Genomic DNA, 20,037 nt, shown 5'->3' on the forward strand with positions numbered 1-20,037 from the left:
TATTAGAGGGTTTGATTTTCCAACTCATGCGGCTATGGTGAGTCCAGATTTCCTACTCACTGGTATTCGCTCCGGCGGCCAAGGAGGCCCGCAGCATGCGCGACGCAGTCATCGTCGAAGCCGTACGCACTCCCATGGGCAAGGGCAAGCCGAACGGCTCCCTCGCCCACGTCCACCCGGTGGAACTCCTCGCCCACACCCTGCGCACCCTCGTCGAGCGCTCCGGCGTCGACCCCGCGCTGATCGACGACGTCATCGGCGGCACCGTCGACCAGGTCGGCGAGCAGGCCATGAACACCACCCGCTACGCCGTGCTGTCGGCGGGCTTCCCCGAGACGGTCCCCGCGACCACCGTCGACCGCCAGTGCGGCTCCTCGCAGCAGGCCGTGCACTTCGCCGCCCAGGGCGTCATGTCCGGCGCGTACGACCTCGTCGTCGCCTGCGGCGTGGAGTCCATGAGCCGGGTGCCGATGTGGTCCAACGTGCCGCCCGGCAAGGACCCCTTCGGCCCGGGCGTCGCCGAGCGCTACCCGGAGGGCCTGGTCCCGCAGGGCATCAGCGCCGAGCTGATCTCGGCCAAGTGGTCGATCACCCGCGAGCAGATGGACGCCTTCGCCGTCTCCTCGCACCGCAAGGCGGCCGCCGCCTGGGACCAGGGGCTGTTCGACGCCGAGGTGGCGGCCCTGGACGGCGTCACGCGCGACGAGTGCGTACGGCCCGGCAGCACCCCCGAGATCCTGGCCGGCCTCAAGCCCGCCTACCACGACCCGGGCTTCGCCGAGCGGTTCCCGCAGATCGAGTGGAACGTCACCGCGGGCAACGCCAGCCCCGTCAACGACGGCGCCTCCGCCGTGCTCATCACGTCCGGCGAGACCGCGGCCCGTCTCGGCCTGCGCCCGCTGGCCCGGCTGCACAGCTTCGCCGTCACCGGCTCCGACCCGCTGCTGATGCTCACCGGCGTCATCCCCGCCACCGAGAAGGTGCTGCGCCGCGCGAACCTGGCCCTCGACGACATCGACCTGTTCGAGGTCAACGAGGCGTTCTCCAGCGTCGTCCTGGCCTGGCAGCAGGAGACCGGCGCCGACCTCGCCAAGGTCAACGTGCACGGCGGAGCCATCGCCCTCGGCCATCCGCTCGGCGCCAGCGGCACCCGGCTGACCACCACCCTCGTGCACGCCATGCGCGCCCGCGGCGCGCGCTACGCCCTGCAGACCATGTGCGAGGCGGGCGGGCTCGCCAACGCGATGATCCTGGAGAGCGTCTGACGGATCAGCGGCCCCGCAGGTGGTGGCGCTTGCGCCACGCCACCACCGCACCGGCCAGACCGGGTACGGCGATGCAGGCCATCGCGATCAGGAAGGCCGGCGACGTCGGCGTCGAGGCGCGGGCGCCGGCGACCACGTACGCGGCGGTGTTCGGGACCGAGCCGAGCGCCGTCGCGAGCAGGAACGGCAGCCAGCCCATCCGGGAGACGGCGGCGCAGTAGTTCGCCGCCGAGAACGGCACTCCCGGGAACAGCCGCACCGCCAGCATCGAGCGGAACCCGTGCCGGCTCAGCTGCCCGTCCACCGCGGTGAGCACCCGGCCCCGCAGCAGCGGACGCAACGCGTCCTGGCCCAGCACCCGGCCGAGCCCGAAGGAGAGCCCCGCGCCCAGCACGGTGCCCGCCACCGCCGCGCCCAGACCCAGCTGGGAGCCGAACAGCGCGCCCGCCGCCAGGTTCAGCAGGGGGCGCGGTACGAAGGCCACCGTGCACAGGCCGTACGCCACCGCGAACACCAGCGCCGCCGCGGCACCGCTCAGCTGCGGCGGCCAGCCGTGCGCGAGCAACCGCTGCGGTTCGAACAGCAGCACCGAGACCGCCGCCCCCGCCAGCAGGGCGACGAGCAGCGAGAAACGGGCCCAGGGAGAGAGCAGCGCCCGCGCGCAGCGGGCGGGGAGACCGACGGGCGCGGGGGCGGCGACGGCGAGTTCCGAGGCGGCCAGGGGAGTGGCCGTGGCGGTGCCCCCAGAGCGGGTGGTGGCATCGAGCATCCGGCGACAGTAACCGACGAAGGTGTGTGATCGCCGTGTGGTGCGTCTCAGGACCGCCACAAAACGGGCCCCGCCTCCGCCACAAAACGGGCCCCGCCTCCGCCGCAGACAGGGTCCCGCCTCCGCCACGGACCGGGGTCCCGCCTCCGCGCGGTGCCGCGAAAACCATTCGACGCGCGGTGACGCGTCGGCGATGATCGACCTCATGTTCCGGCACGCCTTCGTCCTCGCAGCATCCGCGGTCGCGGATGCCACGAAGGCTGCCGTCGTCGTGCTCACGGCCGTCGCCGACGGCGCCCGAAGCTGACCCTCTCCGGATCGTCCGGCGGACCCCGCAGGGGGAGGGTCGGCAACTCCCGGGGGTCCCGATCCACTTCGCCGAGGCTTCGAGGTATTGCCATGTCCAAGACGGCGTACGTCCGCACCAAACCGCATCTCAACATCGGCACCATGGGCCATGTCGACCACGGCAAGACCACCCTGACCGCCGCCATCACCAAGGTCCTCGCCGAGCGCGGCACCGGCACCTTCGTGCCGTTCGACCGTATCGACCGCGCCCCGGAGGAGGCCGCGCGGGGCATCACCATCAACATCGCGCACGTCGAGTACGAGACCGACACCCGGCACTACGCGCACGTGGACATGCCGGGCCACGCCGACTACGTCAAGAACATGGTCACCGGCGCGGCACAGCTCGACGGGGCCATCCTCGTCGTCTCCGCGCTCGACGGGATCATGCCGCAGACCGCCGAACACGTGCTGCTCGCCCGGCAGGTGGGCGTCGACCACATCGTCGTCGCCCTGAACAAGGCCGACGCGGGCGACGAGGAGCTGATCGACCTGGTCGAGCTGGAAGTCCGCGACCTGCTCACCGCGCACGGCTACGGCGGCGACGCCGTACCCGTCGTACGGGTCTCCGGGCTGCGGGCACTGGAGGGCGACCCGCGCTGGACGGCGTCCGTGGAGGCGCTGCTCGACGCAGTGGACACCTATGTGCCCATGCCCGAGCGGTACCTGGACGCGCCGTTCCTGCTGCCGGTGGAGAACGTGCTGACCATCACCGGCCGCGGCACGGTCGTCACCGGCGCCGTCGAACGGGGCACGGTGCGCCTCGGCGACCGGGTCGAGGTGCTGGGCGCCGGACTGGAGTCCGTCGTCACCGGCCTCGAGACCTTCGGCAAGCGCATGGAGGAGGCGCAGGCCGGGGACAACGTGGCGCTGCTGCTGCGCGGGGTGCCGCGCGACGCGGTCCGGCGCGGGCACATCGCCGCCGCGCCCGGCAGCGTGGTGCCCAGCAGCCGGTTCACGGCGCGGGTGTACGTGCTGTCCGCCCGCGAGGGCGGCCGTACGACGCCGGTGGCGACCGGGTACCGGCCGCAGTTCTACATCCGCACCGCGGACGTGGTCGGCGCCGTCGACCTCGGTGAGACGGCTGTCGCCCGTCCCGGCGACACCGTCACGATGACGGTCGAGCTGGGCCGCGAGGTGCCGCTGGAGCCGGGTCTCGGCTTCGCGATCCGCGAGGGCGGGCGCACGGTCGGCGCGGGCACGGTCACGACGGTCGGCTGACCGGCGGGGCCCGCCTCAGCACATGCCAAGAGGCGGGCCCCGTCCGCCCGTTGGGGGCCCGGGGCGGGCCCCGGCGTCGCGTTGTCGCTGCCATGCGGGACACTGGGCCGCGGACGGTCATGGTCGGAGAAGGGCGGGGACACCATGGGCGGCAAGGCACTCGTGCTCGGCGGCGGGGGCAGCGGCGGCACCGGCTGGCTGGCCGGGATGCTGCACGGCCTGGGGGAAGCGGGCGTGGACCTCGGCGACGCCGAGGTGGTGATCGGTACGTCGGCCGGAGGCACCGTCGGCGCGCAACTGCTGGCGAGCGGCCTCGCGGAGACCTACGAGCGGCAACTCGCCGAGCCCGCCGGCGAGATCGGCGGCCGGCTCGGTGCCGGCACGATCCTGCGCTATGCCTGGGCCACCCTCACCTCCCGCACCCCGGAGGCGTACGGCCGCAAGGTCGGCCGGATGGCCCTCGCGGCCCGCACCCCGGACCCGGCGGCGCGCCGGGCGGCGATCGAGAGCCGGCTGGTGTCCGCCGACTGGCCGCAGCGCCCGCTGCGGCTCACCGCCGTCGACACGGCCACCGGCGAACTGCGGGTCTTCGACCGGCACAGCGGAGTCCCGCTCCTCGACGCGCTGACCGCGAGCTGCGCGGTGCCCGGCATCTGGCCGCCGGTCGCCCTGGACGGCCGGCGCTGGATGGACGGCGGCATCCACTCACCCGCCAACGCCCATCTGGCGGCGGGGTACGACCGGGTCGTCGTGCTCGCCCCCATGGCCGCCGGCGGCGGGCCGCTGGCCTCGGCCGCCGCCCAGGGCGCGCGCCTCGCCGCCCAGGGCGCCCAGGTCGTCGTGCTCGCCCCGTCCGCGGCGGCGAAGCAGGCCTTCGGCCGCAACCCCGCGGACCCGGCGGTCCGCCCGGCGGCGGCGCGGGCCGGGTACGCGCAGGCGCCCGCTCACGCGGAGGAGGTCGCGAAGGTGTGGGGCGGGTGACATTCGGGCCGGTCTGTCGCCAGTGCGCCTGATACACGCCCTTGTGGTGGCTTTGTCGACCCCTGACCGTGGTGTGGGGGCGGGGAGACGGAGCGGACACGAGGGGGTGGCCGGTGGACGGACTGCGGGGCGTGGCGGCACGGCTGCTGGTCGAGCTGGCGGTCGTGCTGGAGCGCACGGTGGCCGGTGAGGTCGCGAACGAACGGCTGAAGCGACGCCGGAACGCGGCCCTGCGGGCCGCACACACCCGCGGCGTGCCGGTGGAGACGCTGGCGGCACGGCTGGGGCTGTCGGAGGCCTGGGTGCGACGGGTGGTGAACGGGGGGCCGCCGGCCGCCCGCACAATGGACCCGTGAACGAGCCCATCCCCGTCAGCCGAGCCGTCGACCAGGGAACCGCCAAGCTGATGCCCGACGTCGACCGGGAGCGGGCCTGGCTGCTGACCGTCGACGGGGCGCCCCAGTCCTACGTCGACCTCGACGAGCCGACCCACCTGGAGTTCGAGTACGCACGGCGGCTCGGCCACGTGCTGGACACCCTCGCCGAGCCGGGGCGCGCGCTGGACGTGGTGCACCTCGGCGGCGGGGCGCTCACCCTGCCGCGCTACGTTGCCGCGACCCGGCCCGGTTCACGGCAGGACGTCGTCGAGGCCGACCGGGCGCTGCTGGACCTGGTCGTCGAGCAGTTGCCGCTGCCGGCCGGCGCCGGGATCGCGCTGCACGCCGCCGACGCCCGGGCCTGGCTGGCGGGGGTCCCCGACGGGCGGGCGGACGTCCTCGTCGCCGACGTCTTCGGCGGCTCGCGGGTCCCCGCCCATCTGACCTCCCTCGCCTACGCCCGCGAGGCCGAGCGGGTGCTGCGCGCGGACGGTGTGTACCTGGCGAACCTCGCCGACGCCGCGCCCTTCGCCTTCCTCCGCTCCCAACTGGCCACCTTCGCCGCGGTCTTCGAGGAGCTTGCGCTGATCGCCGAGCCGGCCGTGCTGCGGGGCCGCCGCTTCGGCAACGCCGTGCTGGTCGCCTCGCACCGGCCGGTCGACATCGCCGCACTGGCCCGCCGCACCGCCGCCGACGTCTTCCCCGCCCGGGTCGAGCACGGGGCCGCCCTGCGGGAGCTCACCGGCGACGCCCGTCCCGTCCGCGACGAGGACGCCGTACCGTCACCCGAGCCCCCCGACGGGGCGTTCGGCATCGGCTGACCCGCTGTCCGCGCCGGGCACGGCCGGGGCACCCGCCACCGCGACCTCCTTGGTCCGGCGCCGCAGATTGCGCACGTCCGGTACGCACAGCACGGCCGCCGTGACCACCACGACCAGCGTCGCGCACCCCCACAGCGCCGGGGTCCGCCCGAACGCCTGCTCCGCGGGCCCGGCCAGCGCCGTCGCCAGCGGGACCATCGCGACGGAGCCGAACCAGTCGTAGGCCGAGACTCGGGACAGCTTGTCCTCCGGTATCTCCTGGTGCAGGGCGGTCATCCAGGAGACGCCGAACACCTCCAGCGTCACCCCGGTCAGGAACATCACCGCGCACAGCACCCCCACCGGCACCGGCACGGCCAGCGCCGCGGACGGCAGGGCCAGCGGGAAGACGCACAGCGTGCCCGCCAGCAGCAGCCGGCGCGGCTTCCAGCGGGTCATCAGCAGCGCGCCGCCGACCGTGCCCGCGGCGAAGAAGCCGAGCGCCAGACCCCAGGGCGCCGCCCCGCCGAGGTGGTCGCGGGCGACCAGCGGGCCGTAGACCGCGTCGGCGGCGCCGACCACCGCGTTGGCGATCGAGAACTGCACCACGATGCCCCACAGCCACGGCCGCCCGGCGACCTCCCGCCAGCCCTCCCGCAGATCGGCGAGCATCCCGCCGCCCGGCGTGCGCGCCGGGACGCCGCTCACGTCGAGGAACGAGCGCAGCGCGGCGGCGACCGCGAAGGCCACCGCGTCCGCCGCGAGCACCCAGCCCGGCCCGATCGCGGCGACCATCGCGCCGCCGAGGGCCGCGCCGCCCAGCGCCGCGCCCTGCATCGCCATGCGGAACACCGCGAACGCCCGGCCCGCCTGCTCGCCCTGGACGGAGGAGAGCAGCATCCCCTCGGCCGCCGGGCTGAAGAACGCCTGGCCGGTGCCGCCCAGCGCGGTCAGCAGCATCATCTGCCACAGCTGCGGCTCGCCGGTGAGTACGAGCAGGGCGAACAGTCCCTGCGAGACACAGTTGAGGGCGTTGGCCGCGACCATCACGTGGTGCCGGGGCAGCCGGTCCGCGAGCGCCCCGCCGATCAGCAGGAAGAGCACCAGCGGCAGGGTGCGCGCGGCCGCGACCAGCCCCACGTCGCCGCCGTCGCCGCCGGCTTCGAGCACGGCGAACGCGGCGGCGATCAGCGCACCGTGGCTGCCGAGGTGGGTGACCACCGCGGAGGCGGTCAGCAGACTGTAGTTGCGGCCCGCCCAGGAGGGTCTGCGCGGGCGGCGGCCGGAGGCGGCGGTGAGGTCGTCGGCGGAGTTCACCGGCTGACTATCACCGGCCGGGGCCCGACTTGCCAAACCGTATGACCGCCGCCCGTCGGCGCAGGTCAGCCGCCCGTGGGCTCGCCGTGCAGCCGGATGGTGCCGGCGATCTTCATGATGGTCTCCTTGGAGACCTCCTTCTTCACGCCCTTGGCGCCGAAGAAGTTCCATGCCACGTAGTCGCCCGCGGAGTTCTGGAAGCCGAACGTCATCGCCTTGCCGTCGCTCGCGCACTTGCCCTTGCGGGGTGTGTCCTTCGACTCGGCCCAGGCGACGCTGCCCTCGATGCCGGAGGCGGTCGTGAAGGGCTCGGCCTTCTCCTCGAAGACCATGCTCTTCTTGTCCGGCTGGGTGTAGCCGCCGTAGACCCACCAGGCGACCGTGTTGATCGCCACCTCGTCGGTGTCCTTGGCGCCGTCGGCGCCCTTGGTGCCGACCGCGGCCAGCTCGACGTCGTCGCTCCTGCCGTCCTTGTCGTCGTCCGACGTGCACCACTTGGACTGGTAGATGGCGGTGCCGGTCATGGTGACGAGCGGCTTGAGCTCGTCCGCGTTCTCCTCCTCGAACGCGATGAGCATGCCCGGGTCCTGCACCTCCCAGTCGGCCGGCACGTCGAACGCGACGCCCCACTTGGGGTTGACGACGACCTTCCAGCCCGCGATGGTCGGCTTCTCCGCCTCACCGTCGCGCGGGTTGTCGTCCGTCCCGGAGGAGCTCGCGGTGGGTTCCGCGGGCGGCGCGGGCGACTGGCTGGTCTTCGTCTTGGAACCGCCGTCGGCCTGGTCGTCCTTGTCGCCGCCGAGGACCAGGAACCCGGTCACGCCGGCCGCGACGACCACGGCCGTGGCCGCCACGATCGCGACCAGCTTCGTCCGGTTGCCGCCACCGCCGCCACCGCCACCGCCGTCGGTCGCCGGCTGCGGGGCACCCACGGGCGCGGGGGTGTTCCACTGCGGCTGCTGCTGGTACGGGTTGGGCTGCTGGTAGCCGGGCTGCTGATAGGGATTCGGCTGCTGGTACCCCGGCTGCTGGTACGGGTTGTTCTGGCCCTGCGGGTTCTGCTCGCCCCCGGGCTGCTGCTGTCCTGGCCACATGAGCGGTAACCCTAGTGGTGTTCACGACACGATTCGGTCACCGCCCCTTGTCAGGGCGGTAGCGAAACCGTGCACGTGTTCAGGACTCCGACGGCACGGTGTAGAGGCGCACCGTCCGGGCGATCTCCTTCACCGTGGCGTCCGGTACCTCCTCGCCCACCTCGTGCGCGCCGACGAACGACCACGACACCACGTCACCGTCGCCGTTCTCGAAGGCGAAGGTGGTGGCCTTGCCGTCCGAGTCGCACTTCTCCCGCCGCTCGACCCCGGAGGACGACGAGGTGACGAGGGTGCCGTCGAGACCGGAGTCGGTGGTGAACGAGGTCGCCGGGCCGGTCGTGACCTTCGCGCGGTCCGGCTGGGTGTAGAGGCCGTAGACCCAGTTCGCGGAGTCCGCGCGGGCGGCCTCCCCGGGATCGCGGGCCCCGTTGTTGCCGCGGGTGCCGGCGCTCGCCAGCGGGGTGTCGTCGGCGGTGCCGTCCCGGTCGTCGTCGGACGAGCACCACTTCTCCTTCAGCAGGGCGGGTGCCTTCATCGCGACCAGCGGCTTCTCCAGCGGGTCGTCGTCCTCGGTGACGTAGCTGACCCAGTCCGGCGACTGGGGCGCCCACTCGGCCGGGACGTCGAAGGCGACGCCCAGGTCCGGGTTGACGACGACCTTCCAGCCCGCGACGGTCGGCTTCGGGCCGTCCCCGTCGCGGGGGTTGCCGGTGGCGGAGGGGGCCGCCGACGACGTGCTCGGCGCCGGGGCGGGCGCCTGGTCGCCGTCGCCGCCGAGCAGTACGGCGCCGGTCACGGCGGAGGCCGCCACGACGGCCGCCGCCGCGCCGATCGCGATCATCCTCGTCCGCCGCCCGCCCCCCGCGTCGCCGCCGCCGCTCGGCGGCGCGGCGGGGAGGGTTGGGGCGTCCCAGGGGCGCGGGCTGTGCGCGGAGGGGCCGGTCTGCTGGTGAGCGGGCTGGCGGTAGGGGTTGTTCTGCGGGTCGTGCGGATCGGGACCGCTCGTCGGCGGCTGCTCTCCATGCCACATGGGCCGCAAGGATACGGCGATCATCGTACGAGTCTGGTCAGGCTTGGCTACTCATGGGTAACATGCGGTCATGAGCGCAGATCAGATGTCGATCGGCGAGTTGCTCGCCGCCACGGTGCCGATGGTTCGGACCCTGAACCTGGAGTACCTGGAGACCACTCCGGAGAAGGCCGTGCTGGCCCTCCCGGACCAGAGCGAGTACCGCAACCACGTCGGCGGGCCGCACGCCGGGGCGATGTTCACCCTCGGCGAGTCGGCCAGCGGCGCGATCGTCCTGGCCGCCTTCGGGGACCAGCTCTCGCGCGCCGTACCGCTCCCCGTCCACGCCGACATCGCGTTCAAGAAGATCGCCCTGGGCCCGGTGAAGGCCACCGCGACCCTCGGCCGTCCGATCGCCGACGTCGTCGCCGAACTCGACGCGGGCAAGCGCCCCGAGTTCCCGGTGAGCGTGGCGATCCAGCGCGAGGACGGCGCCGTCACCAGCGAGATGACCGTCGTCTGGACACTGCGCCCCAACAGCTGAGCCGTACGGCTCCCACGGCCGTCAGGGCCCCGGACGTCGCGTCGCGGCCGGGGCCCTCGGCATGCGCTCAGGCCGCGGCGATGCCCCGGGCGGCGGCCGTGCCGTCGAGCCCCGCGACGAACTCCCGCAGCCAGGCCGTGAACCCGGGCCCCAGGTCGGGCCGCTCGCAGGCCATGCGGACCACCGTGCGCAGATAGTCCGCCTTGTCGCCGGTGTCGTAGCGGGCCCCGGTGAAGACCACTCCGTGCACCGTGCCGCCCGCGGCCAGTTCCTGGAGGGCGTCGGTCAGCTGGATCTCGCCGCCCCTGCCGGGCGGGGTGCGCTCCAGGACCGGGAAGACGGCGGGGTCGAGCACATAGCGGCCGATGACCGCGTACCGGCTGGGCGCGTTCTGCCGGGCGGGCTTCTCCACCAGGCCGGTGACCCGGACGATCCCGTTCCGGCCGGCCGGCTCGACGGCCGCGCAGCCGTAGAGGTGCACCTGCTCCGGCGGCACCTCCATCAGCGCGACCACGCTGCCGCCGTGCCGCTCGCGCACCTCCAGCATCCGGGCGAGCAGGGACTCGCGCGGGTCGATCAGATCGTCCCCCAGCAGGACGGCGAACGGCTGGTCGCCGACGTGCCGGCGGGCGCACAGCACCGCGTGCCCGAGGCCCAGCGGCTCGCCCTGGCGGATGTGGTGGATGTTCGCCAGCCGCGCGGGGTCGCGGACCGCGTCCAGCCGTACGGTGTCGCCCTTGGCGGCGAGGGCGCGTTCCAGTTCCACGGCGTGGTCGAAGTGGTCCTCGATGGCCCGCTTGTGCCGCCCGGTGACCATGAGCACGTCGTCGAGCCCGGCCGCGGCGGCCTCCTCGACGACGTACTGGATGGCGGGTTTGTCGACGACCGGAAGCATCTCCTTCGGTGTCGCCTTCGTCGCGGGCAGGAAGCGGGTGCCGAGGCCGGCGGCCGGGACGACCGCCTTGCGGACCTGAGTGTGGAGGGCGCTCATGCGGCCATGCTGGGGCACCGGGATAAGAGCACGCCGAGAACCGCATGGGAGAACGCTGTGGAACCGTGCGGGGAAATCGGAGATTTGGTGCGCCAACCGGCTTTGTCCGTGCACAAGTTGTCGCCCGCGGCCGAGTAATTTCGAATGCCGGTACGGATACCGGCGGTAACGACACGGCATTTCCGGTCAACTGATTCCCGCTCAGTCGGACTTCTTGTTTCCTGTGAGACGTGTGTGCGAGGGTATGCCCCCCGCGGGAAGGCAAATGCCAGGCACATAAGTGCGGAAGGAAATGGTTTTCCGTGCAACCTCCTTACCCCCCACGTCCGCCCTACCCGCCCCACCCCGGATCCGGTCCCGGGCTCTCCGACCGCGAGCTCGTCGCCCGCCTCGGCGGCCCCGAGTACGACTCCCGGGCCCTCGCCCTGCTGCTCGCCCGGCACTGGCGGGCGGTCCACGAGTACGCCGCCATCTGCCTCGCAAGCAAGGCGAGTTCGGCGGCGATGGTGACCGCCGCCGCGTTCCGTCAGGTGCTCGTCGGCTCCCCGGCCGCCGGCGGCGCCCTGCGCCCACGGCTGCTCGCGGCCGTACGGGAGACGGTCGCCGACTGGGCCGCCGACGCCGTACTGACGTCCCTGCTGCCGGATCTGGGAAAGCCCACCGGCGGCCGCGGACTGCGTGCCGCCCGGCCCGCCACACCGGAACGGAGGCGCCTCGCCGAGCGCGCGTTCCACACTCTCCCGGCCGCCTCCCAATGTCTGTTGTGGCACACGGAGGTGGAGGCGGAGCCGATATCCGTACCGGCTGGTCTGTCGGGAGTGGACACGCTCACCGCCGCGACCGTGCTGGAACAGGCCCGGGAACAATTCCGGGCGGGCTGCGTACGGGCCCACCGGGAACTCGCCCCCACCAAGGAATGCCGCTTCCACAACCGGCTCCTCGACATCCCGATGCGCCGCGGCGGCACCCTGCTGCCCGATGTGCGGCGCCATCTCCAGGAATGCCGGTACTGCCGGGACGCCGCCGAACAACTCGCCCACTTCGACGGCTCGCTCGGCGTGCTGCTGGCGGAGACCGTGCTCGGCTGGGGCGCCCGCCGCTACCTCGACTCCCGCCCCGGCCGCGCCGGCACCGCCGACGCACCCCACACCGCCCGCACCCGCCCGGCCGGCGGTGGCCGGCACCGGGTCACGGCCGTGCGCGGCGGCCGGCGCGCCCTGTCCCGGCGGCCCGCCAAGGCCGCCCTCCTCGTCGGCGTCACGTCCCTCGCCCTGCTCGCCACCCTGCTGGTGGTCAGGGGCTGGTCCGGTGACAACGGTGTCGCCCCCGGCACCCACGCCACCTGGGGCGCGCCCAGCGGCCACACGGTCCGGCCGGCCCCGACCCCGACCCCTCAGCTCCCCTCGGCCGACCCCGCGGACCACGCCGACGAGGTCCGCGGCGGCCGGCTGCGCAACCTGGACGCCGGCCGGTGCCTCGACACCGGCGGCGCGCCCGAGGCGGGGGCGCGTGCCGGTCTGGCGGCGTGCTCCTCCGCCGGGCAGTGGTCGTACCGGGGCGACGGACTGCTGCGCAGTGCCACCGACCCGGCGCTGTGTCTCGACGCGGGCGACCGGACGGTGGTGCTCGCCGAGTGCGCCGAGCCCGCCGGACGGACGCGGTACGACCTCACCGTGCGCGGCGAAATCCTGCCCCGCCGGCACCGCGGACGGGCCGTCGCCGCGGGCTCCGGCGCGGACGTCGTCGTCACCGGCCGGGACGGCTCGGCGGCACAGCGCTGGGAGGTCGAGCCGGTGGACGACGGGCCGGGCGGGAACAGGCCCCGGCGGGACGCGGGCGGGCGGCAGGGATCGGTCCCCGGGATCGGGCAGGTCGACGTGGACCTTCCGCCCGCGGGCGAGCCGGTCGACGCGGATCTGCTGCCGGAGGCCGGGCGGATCGACGCGGGCCCCCTTCCGGCGAGCGAGCGGGCCGACGGGGCCTCTCACCCAGGGGCCGAGGAGGCCGCGCCGCCCGTGCGGGCCGTCGCTGTCGCCGCCGACGCCGCCACACTCCTCGGCTGACGCCGTTTCCCGGCCGCACGGGGTCACCCCGGCGGGCACCGCCGCCGGACCGTGACCCGGTAGGCTGCACCGGCATGCGCCCGCCGGGCGCATGCCGGTGAGGCGACGAGAGACGAGAGGGGAGCTGCGGTGCACGTCCAGGAGTGGCTCGAGACCGTACCCGCGGTCAGCATCTACGCGCTGGTGGGAGTGGTCATCGGCCTGGAGAGCCTGGGCATCCCCCTGCCGGGCGAGATCATCCTGGTCTCCTCCGCGCTGCTCGCCTCCCAGCACGGCGACATCGACCCGGTGATCCTCGGGGCCTGCGCCACCGCCGGCGCGATCATCGGCGACTCCATCGGCTACGCCATCGGCCGCAAGGGCGGACGCCCGCTGCTGGCCTGGCTCGGCAACAAGTTCCCCCGGCACTTCAGCGAGGGACACATCGCCACCGCCGAGCGCTCCTTCGAGAAGTGGGGCATGTGGGCCGTCTTCTTCGGCCGCTTCATCGCCCTGCTGCGCATCTTCGCGGGCCCGCTCGCCGGTGTGCTGCGCATGCCGTACTGGAAGTTCCTGATCGCCAACGTCCTCGGCGGCATCGTCTGGGCCGGCGGCACCACCGCGGTCATCTACTACGTCGGCGTGGTGGCCGAGGCCTGGCTCAAGCGCTTCTCCTGGGTCGGCCTGGTGCTGGCGGTGTGCGTCGGCCTCGCCTCCATGCTGATCATCAAGCGCAAGGCGAAGCAGGCGACGCAGCAGCAGGTGGCCGAGCCGGACCCGGTCCCGGCCACCGACTGAGCCCTGCGGCCGAGCGCTACGAGCGGGCGGTGTGCACCTCGCGGTGCGCCTTCGCCAGCTCCGCGTACATCGTCCCGTTCAGCGTGATGCCCTCGCGCTCCTCGGCGGTCAGCTCCCGTCTGACCTTCGCCGGTACGCCGGCGACGAGCGAGCCCGGGGGCACTCGCATACCCTGCGGCACCAGCGCCTGCGCGGCGACCAGGGAACCCGCGCCGATGACCGCGCCGTTGAGCACCGTGGCGCCCATGCCGATCAGGCAGTCGTCCTCGACGGTCGCGCCGTGCACGACGGCGTTGTGCCCGATGGAGACGCGCTCGCCGACGGCGACGGGGAAGCCGGGGTCGGCGTGGAGCGTGCAATTGTCCTGCACATTGCTGCTCGCGCCCACCGAGATCCGCTCGACGTCGCCCCGCAGCACCGCCCCGTACCAGACGCTCGCGCCCGCCCCCAGCGTCACGTCCCCGATCACCGTGGACGTCGGCGCCACGAACGCCTCCGGGTCCACGGCCGGTTCCTTGCCGCCGATACCCGTGATCAGCGCCTGGTGAGCCATCGTCGCCTCCTTGTCGTCGATTACCCCCGCACCGTACGCCACCCGGTAGGGCGAAGATCACAGGCCTCCGGTCCCCGGGCCCTGTGACGCCCTGAGTACCGTGAGCGGGTGCCGAAGCCCAAGAACACGTTCTCATCATGGCGCCGCCGCCTGGCGCAGCGCGCGGTCCACGCGGGCTGGGCCTGGGTGCAGCGCACCGGCTCGGTCACCGCCGAGCGGCCGGGACGGTTCCGCTTCGGTTCGATGGGCACCGGCACCAGACTCGCCTTCCCGCTCGGCACGGTCTTCGGCGAACCCTGGATCCACCTCGGCGCCCACTGCATCGTCGGTGAGCAGGTCACCCTGACGGCCGGTCTGATGCCGGACCTCGACCTCGGCCCGGACCCGATCCTGCGCATCGGCGACGGTGTGGTCCTCGGCCGCGGCAGCCATGTCATCGCGGACACCACGGTCACCATCGGCAGCGACTGCTACTTCGGACCGTACGTCTACGTCACCTCCACCAACCACTCCTACGACGACCCGCACGAGCCCATCGGCAAGCAGTGGCCGCGCATGGAGCCCGTGGAGATCGGGCCGGGCTGCTGGATCGGCACCGGCGCCGTGATCCTGCCGGGGGCCCGGATCGGGCGGAACGTGGTGGTCGCGGCCGGCGCGGTGGTGCGCGGCACGGTGCCCGACCACGCCGTGGTGGCGGGCGCGCCCGCCAAGGTCGTACGCCGCTGGACGCCCGCCGAGGGCTGGCAGCCGCCGCTGCGCACCCCGGCGCCCGTGCCGATACCGGAGGGCGTGACCTCCGACGAGCTGGTGAAGCTGTCGGAGCTGGACGAGGCGGCGGTGGCCCGGCTCGCGGAGCTGGACGAGCCGGACGTGGCCCGGCTGGAGCTGGACGGGGCCGACGCGGAGCCCTGACTCACCCGCCGGCCAGCATCAGTGTGCCGACCAGCGCCAGTCCGGCGCCCGCGGCCTGGACCGCGCGCAGCCGCTCGCTGAGGAAGCCGCGCGCTGCCAGCGCGGTCACCACCGGGTAGAGCGAGGCGAGGACTGCCGCCACGGTCACCGGGCCGTGCTGGGCGGCGATCGAGTAGGTGCCGTTGGCGGCGACGTCGGCGAGTCCGACGAAGGCGAGCGCGGGCAGCGCACGCCAGGGGAAGCCGTCGGCGGGAAGTGCGGGGGAGCCGCGCCGCACGGAGACGTACAGAGCCGTGCCGCCCGCGACCACGTTGGTGACCCGCTGCACGAACAGGGCGAGGAACAGGCCGGTCAGCGTGGTCGACGCCTCGGCGATCAGCGCCATCACCGAGCCGAAGCCGAACGCCGCGAGCAGGGTGAGCAGCACCGCCTGCCGCTGTACCGGAGCGCCCTTGAACTGCGGTCCGCCCGCGAGCACCACTCCCGCCACGGCGACCGCGATCCCCGCGAGCTGGACCAGCCCGGGGCGTTCGCCCAGGACGAGCCCGACGCCGATCGGGACCGCCACGCCCAGCGAGCCGAGCGGTGAGACCACGCCCATCGGTCCGAGGGCGAGCGCCTTGTAGAAGGCGAGCATCGCCACCGGGCCCACCAGACCGGCGCCCACCGCGAACCACAGCTGCGGCCCGGCCTCGCTCCAGCCGCCGGTGGCGACCACGATCGCACCGAGGACCAGGACGGCGATCGACTGCGAGACGACCACCACGGTGAGAGCGGGCAGGCGCCGGGTCAGCAGTCCGCCGCCGAAGTCGGCCAGGCCCCACAGAAGGCTGGTGGCCAGGGCGAAGAGTGCTGTCACGGGGGCCTCGCAGTACAGTTCGGTGAACGATCGGGAACGGTCGGGTGCACCTCACGGTAGTTCAGTGAAGTGCACGCTGTCATCCATAATATTGGACTCCGAAGACTCTGATGGTGGACGGAACGTGTCGGATCTCGACCTGCTGACCCAGTCCCTGGCGCGCAATGTCAAACACTGGCGTGCCGTGCGCGGCTTCACCCTCGACGTGCTCGCCGCCCGTGCCGGGGTCAGCCGGGGCATGCTCATCCAGATCGAGCAGGCCCGTACCAACCCGAGCATCGGCACCATCGTCAAGATCGGCGACGCGCTCGGCGTCAGCATCACCACCCTGCTCGACTACGAGAGGGGACCCAGGGTCCGGATCGTCCCCGCCGAGCGGGCCGTGCGGCTCTGGCACACCGAGGCCGGCAGCTACAACCGGCTGCTCGCGGGCGCCGAGGCCCCCGGTCCGCTGGAGATGTGGGACTGGTGCCTGATGCCGGGCGAGAACAGCCCGTCGGAACCGCACCCCGGCGGCACCGTCGAGCTGGTCCACGTCACGGCCGGCGAGCTGACACTGACCGTCGACGGCGTGGACTACCTCGTCCCCGCGGGCGCGAGCGCGTCCTTCGAGGCCAACAGCCCGCACACCTACGGCAACCAGGGCACCGTACCGATGGAAATGGTCATGGCCGTCTCGGTGCCGCCCGTCCAGTGAGCGGCTGTTACCGTGCGGCCATGCGCGCACCCATCGGAGACTTCGACCACGCCACCCCGGCTCCCGACTGCCTCGACGAGCTGACCCGCCCCGTCGCCGACGCCGTACGCGAGTGGCGCGGCGGTGTCCCCGCCGAGCAGATCCTCTACGTCGACACCGACCCGCGGTGGGCGGACACCGCCGTCTTCGTCGAGCACTACGGCCGGGACCTGCTGGAGCGCTCCGCGAACTGCGTGGTCGTCGCCGGGAAGCGCGGCGGCGAGAGCACCCTCGCCGCATGTGTCGTGCTCTCCACCGCCCGGGTCGACGTCAACGGTGTCGTACGCCGCCAGCTCGGCGCCCGCAAGGCCTCCTTCGCGCCCATGGACACGGCGACCGGGGAGACCGGCATGGAGTACGGCGGCATCACGCCCGTCGGCCTGCCCGGCGACTGGCCGGTGCTGGTGGACTCGGCCGTCGTCGACCTGCCGTACGTCCTGGTCGGCAGCGGACGGCGGCGCGGCAAGCTGCTCGTCCCCGGGAAGGCGTTCGCGGAACTGCCGGGCGCGGTGGTGCTGGATGGGCTGGGGGTCCCGGTCTAGGGGGCGTCTCGCCGATCATGCCGGGCTCGCGGCGCCTGGCACCGCGCCTCGCCGCGTTGTCGTCGGTCCCCGATGCGCCGCATCGGCTCCCTCCTCCGCCTTGCGATGCACGGCACCAGACGCCGCTCCCTGATCCGGCCTGATCGACGAGACACCCCCTAGAGCCGGCGGCGGCCCCCGAACCAGCCCGCCGGGCCTGCCGATCCGCGCCCCGGTGTGACGTCAGGCCGTCGCGTGGTGGGCCAGCGCCATGTGCGGGTCCGCCTCACCGGGCACCGGCGCCGGATCGGCGTGCACCAGGGCGGCGGTCAGCCGCGGCACGGTGTGCAGCAGGGCGTGCTCGGCGTCCACCGCGATCGCGTGGGCCTCGCGGACCGTCACGTCGCCGTCCACGACCACCGCCACCTCGGCCCGCAGCCGGTGCCCGATCCAGCGCAGCCGCAGCTCGCCGACCTCCCGCACGCCTGGCACCGCCCGCAGCGCGTGCTCGGCCCGGTCCACCAGCGCCGGATCCACGGCGTCCATCACCCGCCGGAACACCTCGCGCGCCGCGTCCCGCAGCACCAGGACGATCGCCGCCGTGATCGCCAGCCCGACGACGGGGTCCGCCAGGCGCCAGCCCATCGCGGCTCCGCCCGCGCCCAGCAGCACCGCCAGTGAGGTGAACCCGTCGGTGCGGGCGTGCAGCCCGTCGGCGACCAGCGCCGCCGAGCCGATCTCCCGGCCGACGCGGATCCGGTACCGGGCCACCCACTCGTTCCCCGCGAAGCCGACCAGCGCGGCCGCCGCCACCGCCGGGACGTGGGCCACCGGGCGCGGATCGAGCAGCCGCTCGACCGCCGTCCACCCGGCGAAGGCCGCCGACGCGGCGATGGTCAGCACGATCACGATCCCCGCGAGGTCCTCGGCACGGCCGTAGCCGTAGGTGAAGCGCCGGGTGGCCGCGCGGCGGCCGAGCAGGAACGCGATGCCGAGCGGTACGGCGGTCAGCGCGTCCGCGGCGTTGTGCACCGTGTCGCCGAGCAGCGCCACCGACCCGGACGCCACCACGACGACCGCCTGCGCGATCGCCGTCGCCCCGAGCACCGCGAGCGAGACCCACAGGGCCCGCATGCCGCGCGCGGAGGACTCCAGGGCGGAGTCGACCTTGTCGGCGGTGTCGTGGGAGTGGGGGGTGAGGAGGTGGGCGAGCCGGTGCCGCGTTCCGCGGAGGCGGCCGGGCTCGTGGTGGTGACCGGGCTGCTCGGGGTGATCGGACCCGTGGTCGTGGTGATGGTCGTGGTGATGGTCATCGCGGGGCCGGGGCCCGTGCCGGTGGGTGTGTCCGTGCCGGTCGCTCACGGGGGTCTCCTTCCGGTGCGCGCGCCGGAGGGCGCGTGGCGCGTGATGCTCCGCCGCCATTATGTGCGTAAGAGCGCACGCATGCACCTGTCACCTGCGCAGGATACGCAGCCGCGCATCAGGTGCCGGTTTCGGCGGTCACCACGAGGTGAGGGCGGTCTTGCCGAGATACCGCTCCGCGAACACCGTCGCGGCACCGGGGGAGTCGAACAGCCGGCGCAGCCGGGCGAGCGTGGTGCCCGCGCGGTACGGATCGTCCGAGGCCGCCCCGTGGTACACCTCCGACAGCCACTGGGAGAACTCCTGGTAGTCCCAGACACGCCCCAGGCAGGCCGCCGAGTACCCGTCCAGCCCCGTACGGTCGCCCCGGACGAGGTGGTCGACGAGCGCGTCGCCGAGCAGGAACGCGTCGTGCAGCGCGAGGTTCATGCCCTTCGCCGCTATCGGCGCGGTGAGGTGCGCGGCGTCACCGGCCAGGAACAGCCGCCCGTACGTCATGGGCTCCACGACGTAGTTGTGCATGTCCAGCACGCGCTTCTCGATCAGCCGCCCCTCCGTCAGGGGCGGGGCGTCCGCCGCGCCGAGCCGCCGGCGCAGCTCCTCCCAGACCCGCTCGTGCGGCCAGTTCGCCGGGTCGTCGCCGGGCGGGCACTGGAGGTAGTAGCGGGTGACCTCGGGGCTGCGGGGCATGTGCCCGGCGAACCCGCGCGGATGGACGCCGAACACCACGCAGTCCGACGACGGCGGCGCCTCCGCGAGCAGCGCCAGCCAGCCGACGCCGTAGTCGTGGCGGGCCGTCCGGGCGTCCGGCACCGCGGCACGCGTCACCCCGCGCGCCCCGTCGCAGCCCGCGACGAAGTCGCAGCGGATCACCTCCCGCCGGCCGCTCTCCGGGCAGTCGTACGACACCGACGGGCGGTCCGTGTCCAGATCGTGCAGCCGGACGTCCCGCACCCCGAACCGGATGTCGCCGCCGCGCACGTCGGCGTACTCCCGCACGAGGTCCGTCACGAGCAACGGCTGCGGATAGACGAAGTGGTGATGTCCCGTCAGCTCGGTGTACGGCAGCCGGTACCGCTCCCCGCCGAAGCGGAACTCGCACTCCGTGTGCCGCTGGGCCCGCGCCAGCAGGTTCCCGGCCAGCCCCCGCCGCTCCAGGCCGCGCACGGCCCACTCCTCCAGAACCCCCGCCCGGGGCCGCCGTTCTATGAACTCCCTGCTCTCCGCCTCCAGCACCACACAGGGCACGGAGGCGGCCCGCAGGATGTTGCCGAGCGTCAGCCCGGCGGGCCCGGCGCCCACGATGACGACCGGAAACCCTTGCGGAGTGGGGGAGTTGCGGTGGGGGGAGGAGAGAGACATCCGAGCATTATGGCGGCGCCCCGCGGGCGGGCGGTGCCAGGGGCGGGGCCGCGGCCGCCGGCTAGGGCCTGTCGTTTGGATCAGGCCGGCTGTGAGGGACGGTGCGTCCTGGCCGAGCCGAGCGGGGTCTGGTGCGTGCAGCTGCAAGGCGGAGGAGGGAGTCGACGCGGCGCGTC

General features: G+C 73.7%; 20 protein-coding genes. 11 read left to right on the forward strand and 9 right to left on the reverse strand.

The genetic code is table 11. The features are described 5' to 3' along the window. Positions 1 to 95: 95 nt before the first annotated feature. The gene (locus AMK31_RS27865; protein WP_073943432.1) at positions 96 to 1,265 is read left to right on the forward strand and encodes a thiolase family protein; all 1,170 of its coding nucleotides are present in this window, start codon (positions 96 to 98) and stop codon (positions 1,263 to 1,265) included. 4 nt (positions 1,266 to 1,269) lie between these two features. On the opposite strand, the gene AMK31_RS27870 is transcribed toward AMK31_RS27865, so the two are convergent. Then, the gene (locus tag AMK31_RS27870) at positions 1,270 to 2,034 is read right to left on the reverse strand and encodes a TVP38/TMEM64 family protein (protein ID WP_073943433.1); all 765 of its coding nucleotides are present in this window, start codon (positions 2,032 to 2,034) and stop codon (positions 1,270 to 1,272) included. Between the two features lie 399 nt (positions 2,035 to 2,433). Here AMK31_RS27870 and tuf point away from each other — a divergent pair, with 399 nt between their 5' ends. The 4 genes from tuf (at position 2,434) to AMK31_RS27890 (ending at position 5,782) form a co-directional block, all read left to right on the forward strand. Then, positions 2,434 to 3,603 carry an elongation factor Tu gene (gene tuf / locus AMK31_RS27875; RefSeq protein ID WP_073943434.1) on the forward strand — a complete coding sequence of 390 codons (1,170 nt, stop codon included), beginning with the start codon at positions 2,434 to 2,436 and terminating at the stop codon, positions 3,601 to 3,603. A 144-nt stretch (positions 3,604 to 3,747) separates the two neighbouring features. After that, a complete protein-coding gene (locus tag AMK31_RS27880; protein WP_107468742.1) occupies positions 3,748 to 4,584 on the forward strand; it encodes a patatin-like phospholipase family protein in 837 nt (278 codons plus the stop codon). 113 nt (positions 4,585 to 4,697) lie between these two features. After that, positions 4,698 to 4,940 carry a helix-turn-helix domain-containing protein gene (locus tag AMK31_RS27885; RefSeq protein ID WP_073943435.1) on the forward strand — a complete coding sequence of 81 codons (243 nt, stop codon included), beginning with the start codon at positions 4,698 to 4,700 and terminating at the stop codon, positions 4,938 to 4,940. Further along, on the forward strand, positions 4,937 to 5,782 hold the full coding sequence (locus tag AMK31_RS27890) for a spermidine synthase (protein WP_073943436.1): 846 nt from the start codon (positions 4,937 to 4,939) through the stop codon (positions 5,780 to 5,782). The genes AMK31_RS27885 and AMK31_RS27890 overlap by 4 nt, the downstream gene beginning before the upstream one ends. On the opposite strand, the gene AMK31_RS27895 is transcribed toward AMK31_RS27890, so the two are convergent. The 3 genes from AMK31_RS27895 to AMK31_RS27905 form a co-directional block, all read right to left on the reverse strand. Further along, positions 5,744 to 7,078 (reverse strand): MFS transporter, encoded by a 1,335-nt coding sequence (locus tag AMK31_RS27895; RefSeq protein ID WP_073943437.1) that lies wholly within the window; start codon positions 7,076 to 7,078, stop codon positions 5,744 to 5,746. The two genes, AMK31_RS27890 and AMK31_RS27895, sit on opposite strands and share 39 nt — an antisense overlap. Positions 7,079 to 7,143: 65 nt before the next feature. Continuing rightward, a complete protein-coding gene (locus tag AMK31_RS27900; RefSeq protein ID WP_073943438.1) occupies positions 7,144 to 8,172 on the reverse strand; it encodes a hypothetical protein in 1,029 nt (342 codons plus the stop codon). 79 nt (positions 8,173 to 8,251) lie between these two features. Beyond that, positions 8,252 to 9,202 (reverse strand): hypothetical protein, encoded by a 951-nt coding sequence (locus tag AMK31_RS27905; RefSeq protein WP_073943439.1) that lies wholly within the window; start codon positions 9,200 to 9,202, stop codon positions 8,252 to 8,254. An 85-nt stretch (positions 9,203 to 9,287) separates the two neighbouring features. Between AMK31_RS27905 and AMK31_RS27910 the strand changes: the two genes are divergently transcribed. Next, the gene (locus AMK31_RS27910) at positions 9,288 to 9,725 is read left to right on the forward strand and encodes a DUF4442 domain-containing protein (protein ID WP_073943440.1); all 438 of its coding nucleotides are present in this window, start codon (positions 9,288 to 9,290) and stop codon (positions 9,723 to 9,725) included. A 67-nt stretch (positions 9,726 to 9,792) separates the two neighbouring features. Here AMK31_RS27910 and galU read toward each other — a convergent pair whose 3' ends face one another. After that, complete coding sequence (gene galU, locus AMK31_RS27915; RefSeq protein WP_073943441.1) at positions 9,793 to 10,716, reverse strand: UTP--glucose-1-phosphate uridylyltransferase GalU; 924 nt, start codon at positions 10,714 to 10,716, stop codon at positions 9,793 to 9,795. Positions 10,717 to 11,018: 302 nt separating this feature from the next. On the opposite strand from galU, the gene AMK31_RS27920 reads away from it, so the two are divergent. Then, positions 11,019 to 12,779 carry an RICIN domain-containing protein gene (locus AMK31_RS27920; RefSeq protein ID WP_073943442.1) on the forward strand — a complete coding sequence of 587 codons (1,761 nt, stop codon included), beginning with the start codon at positions 11,019 to 11,021 and terminating at the stop codon, positions 12,777 to 12,779. 129 nt (positions 12,780 to 12,908) lie between these two features. Further along, positions 12,909 to 13,556 (forward strand): DedA family protein, encoded by a 648-nt coding sequence (locus AMK31_RS27925; RefSeq protein ID WP_073943443.1) that lies wholly within the window; start codon positions 12,909 to 12,911, stop codon positions 13,554 to 13,556. Between the two features lie 16 nt (positions 13,557 to 13,572). Here the strand turns inward: AMK31_RS27925 and AMK31_RS27930 are convergent, their stop codons facing one another. Continuing rightward, positions 13,573 to 14,109 carry a gamma carbonic anhydrase family protein gene (locus tag AMK31_RS27930; protein WP_073943444.1) on the reverse strand — a complete coding sequence of 179 codons (537 nt, stop codon included), beginning with the start codon at positions 14,107 to 14,109 and terminating at the stop codon, positions 13,573 to 13,575. 108 nt (positions 14,110 to 14,217) lie between these two features. On the opposite strand from AMK31_RS27930, the gene AMK31_RS27935 reads away from it, so the two are divergent. Further along, complete coding sequence (locus tag AMK31_RS27935; protein ID WP_073943445.1) at positions 14,218 to 15,021, forward strand: acyltransferase; 804 nt, start codon at positions 14,218 to 14,220, stop codon at positions 15,019 to 15,021. Between the two features lies 1 nt (position 15,022). Here AMK31_RS27935 and AMK31_RS27940 read toward each other — a convergent pair whose 3' ends face one another. Next, positions 15,023 to 15,880 carry a DMT family transporter gene (locus tag AMK31_RS27940; protein ID WP_073943446.1) on the reverse strand — a complete coding sequence of 286 codons (858 nt, stop codon included), beginning with the start codon at positions 15,878 to 15,880 and terminating at the stop codon, positions 15,023 to 15,025. Positions 15,881 to 16,004: 124 nt separating this feature from the next. Here AMK31_RS27940 and AMK31_RS27945 point away from each other — a divergent pair, with 124 nt between their 5' ends. Together AMK31_RS27945 and AMK31_RS27950 are read left to right on the forward strand one after the other, a co-directional pair. Beyond that, complete coding sequence (locus AMK31_RS27945) at positions 16,005 to 16,577, forward strand: helix-turn-helix domain-containing protein (protein WP_073943447.1); 573 nt, start codon at positions 16,005 to 16,007, stop codon at positions 16,575 to 16,577. 20 nt (positions 16,578 to 16,597) lie between these two features. Then, positions 16,598 to 17,158 (forward strand): YbaK/EbsC family protein, encoded by a 561-nt coding sequence (locus AMK31_RS27950; protein WP_073943448.1) that lies wholly within the window; start codon positions 16,598 to 16,600, stop codon positions 17,156 to 17,158. A gap of 222 nt (positions 17,159 to 17,380) precedes the next feature. Here AMK31_RS27950 and AMK31_RS27955 read toward each other — a convergent pair whose 3' ends face one another. After that, positions 17,381 to 18,499 carry a cation diffusion facilitator family transporter gene (locus AMK31_RS27955; protein WP_073943662.1) on the reverse strand — a complete coding sequence of 373 codons (1,119 nt, stop codon included), beginning with the start codon at positions 18,497 to 18,499 and terminating at the stop codon, positions 17,381 to 17,383. Between the two features lie 138 nt (positions 18,500 to 18,637). Then, positions 18,638 to 19,861 (reverse strand): 4-hydroxybenzoate 3-monooxygenase, encoded by a 1,224-nt coding sequence (locus tag AMK31_RS27960; protein ID WP_073943449.1) that lies wholly within the window; start codon positions 19,859 to 19,861, stop codon positions 18,638 to 18,640. Positions 19,862 to 20,037 lie beyond the last annotated feature (176 nt).

Source organism: Streptomyces sp. TSRI0107 (assembly GCF_001905845.1).
Taxonomy (GTDB): domain Bacteria; phylum Actinomycetota; class Actinomycetes; order Streptomycetales; family Streptomycetaceae; genus Streptomyces.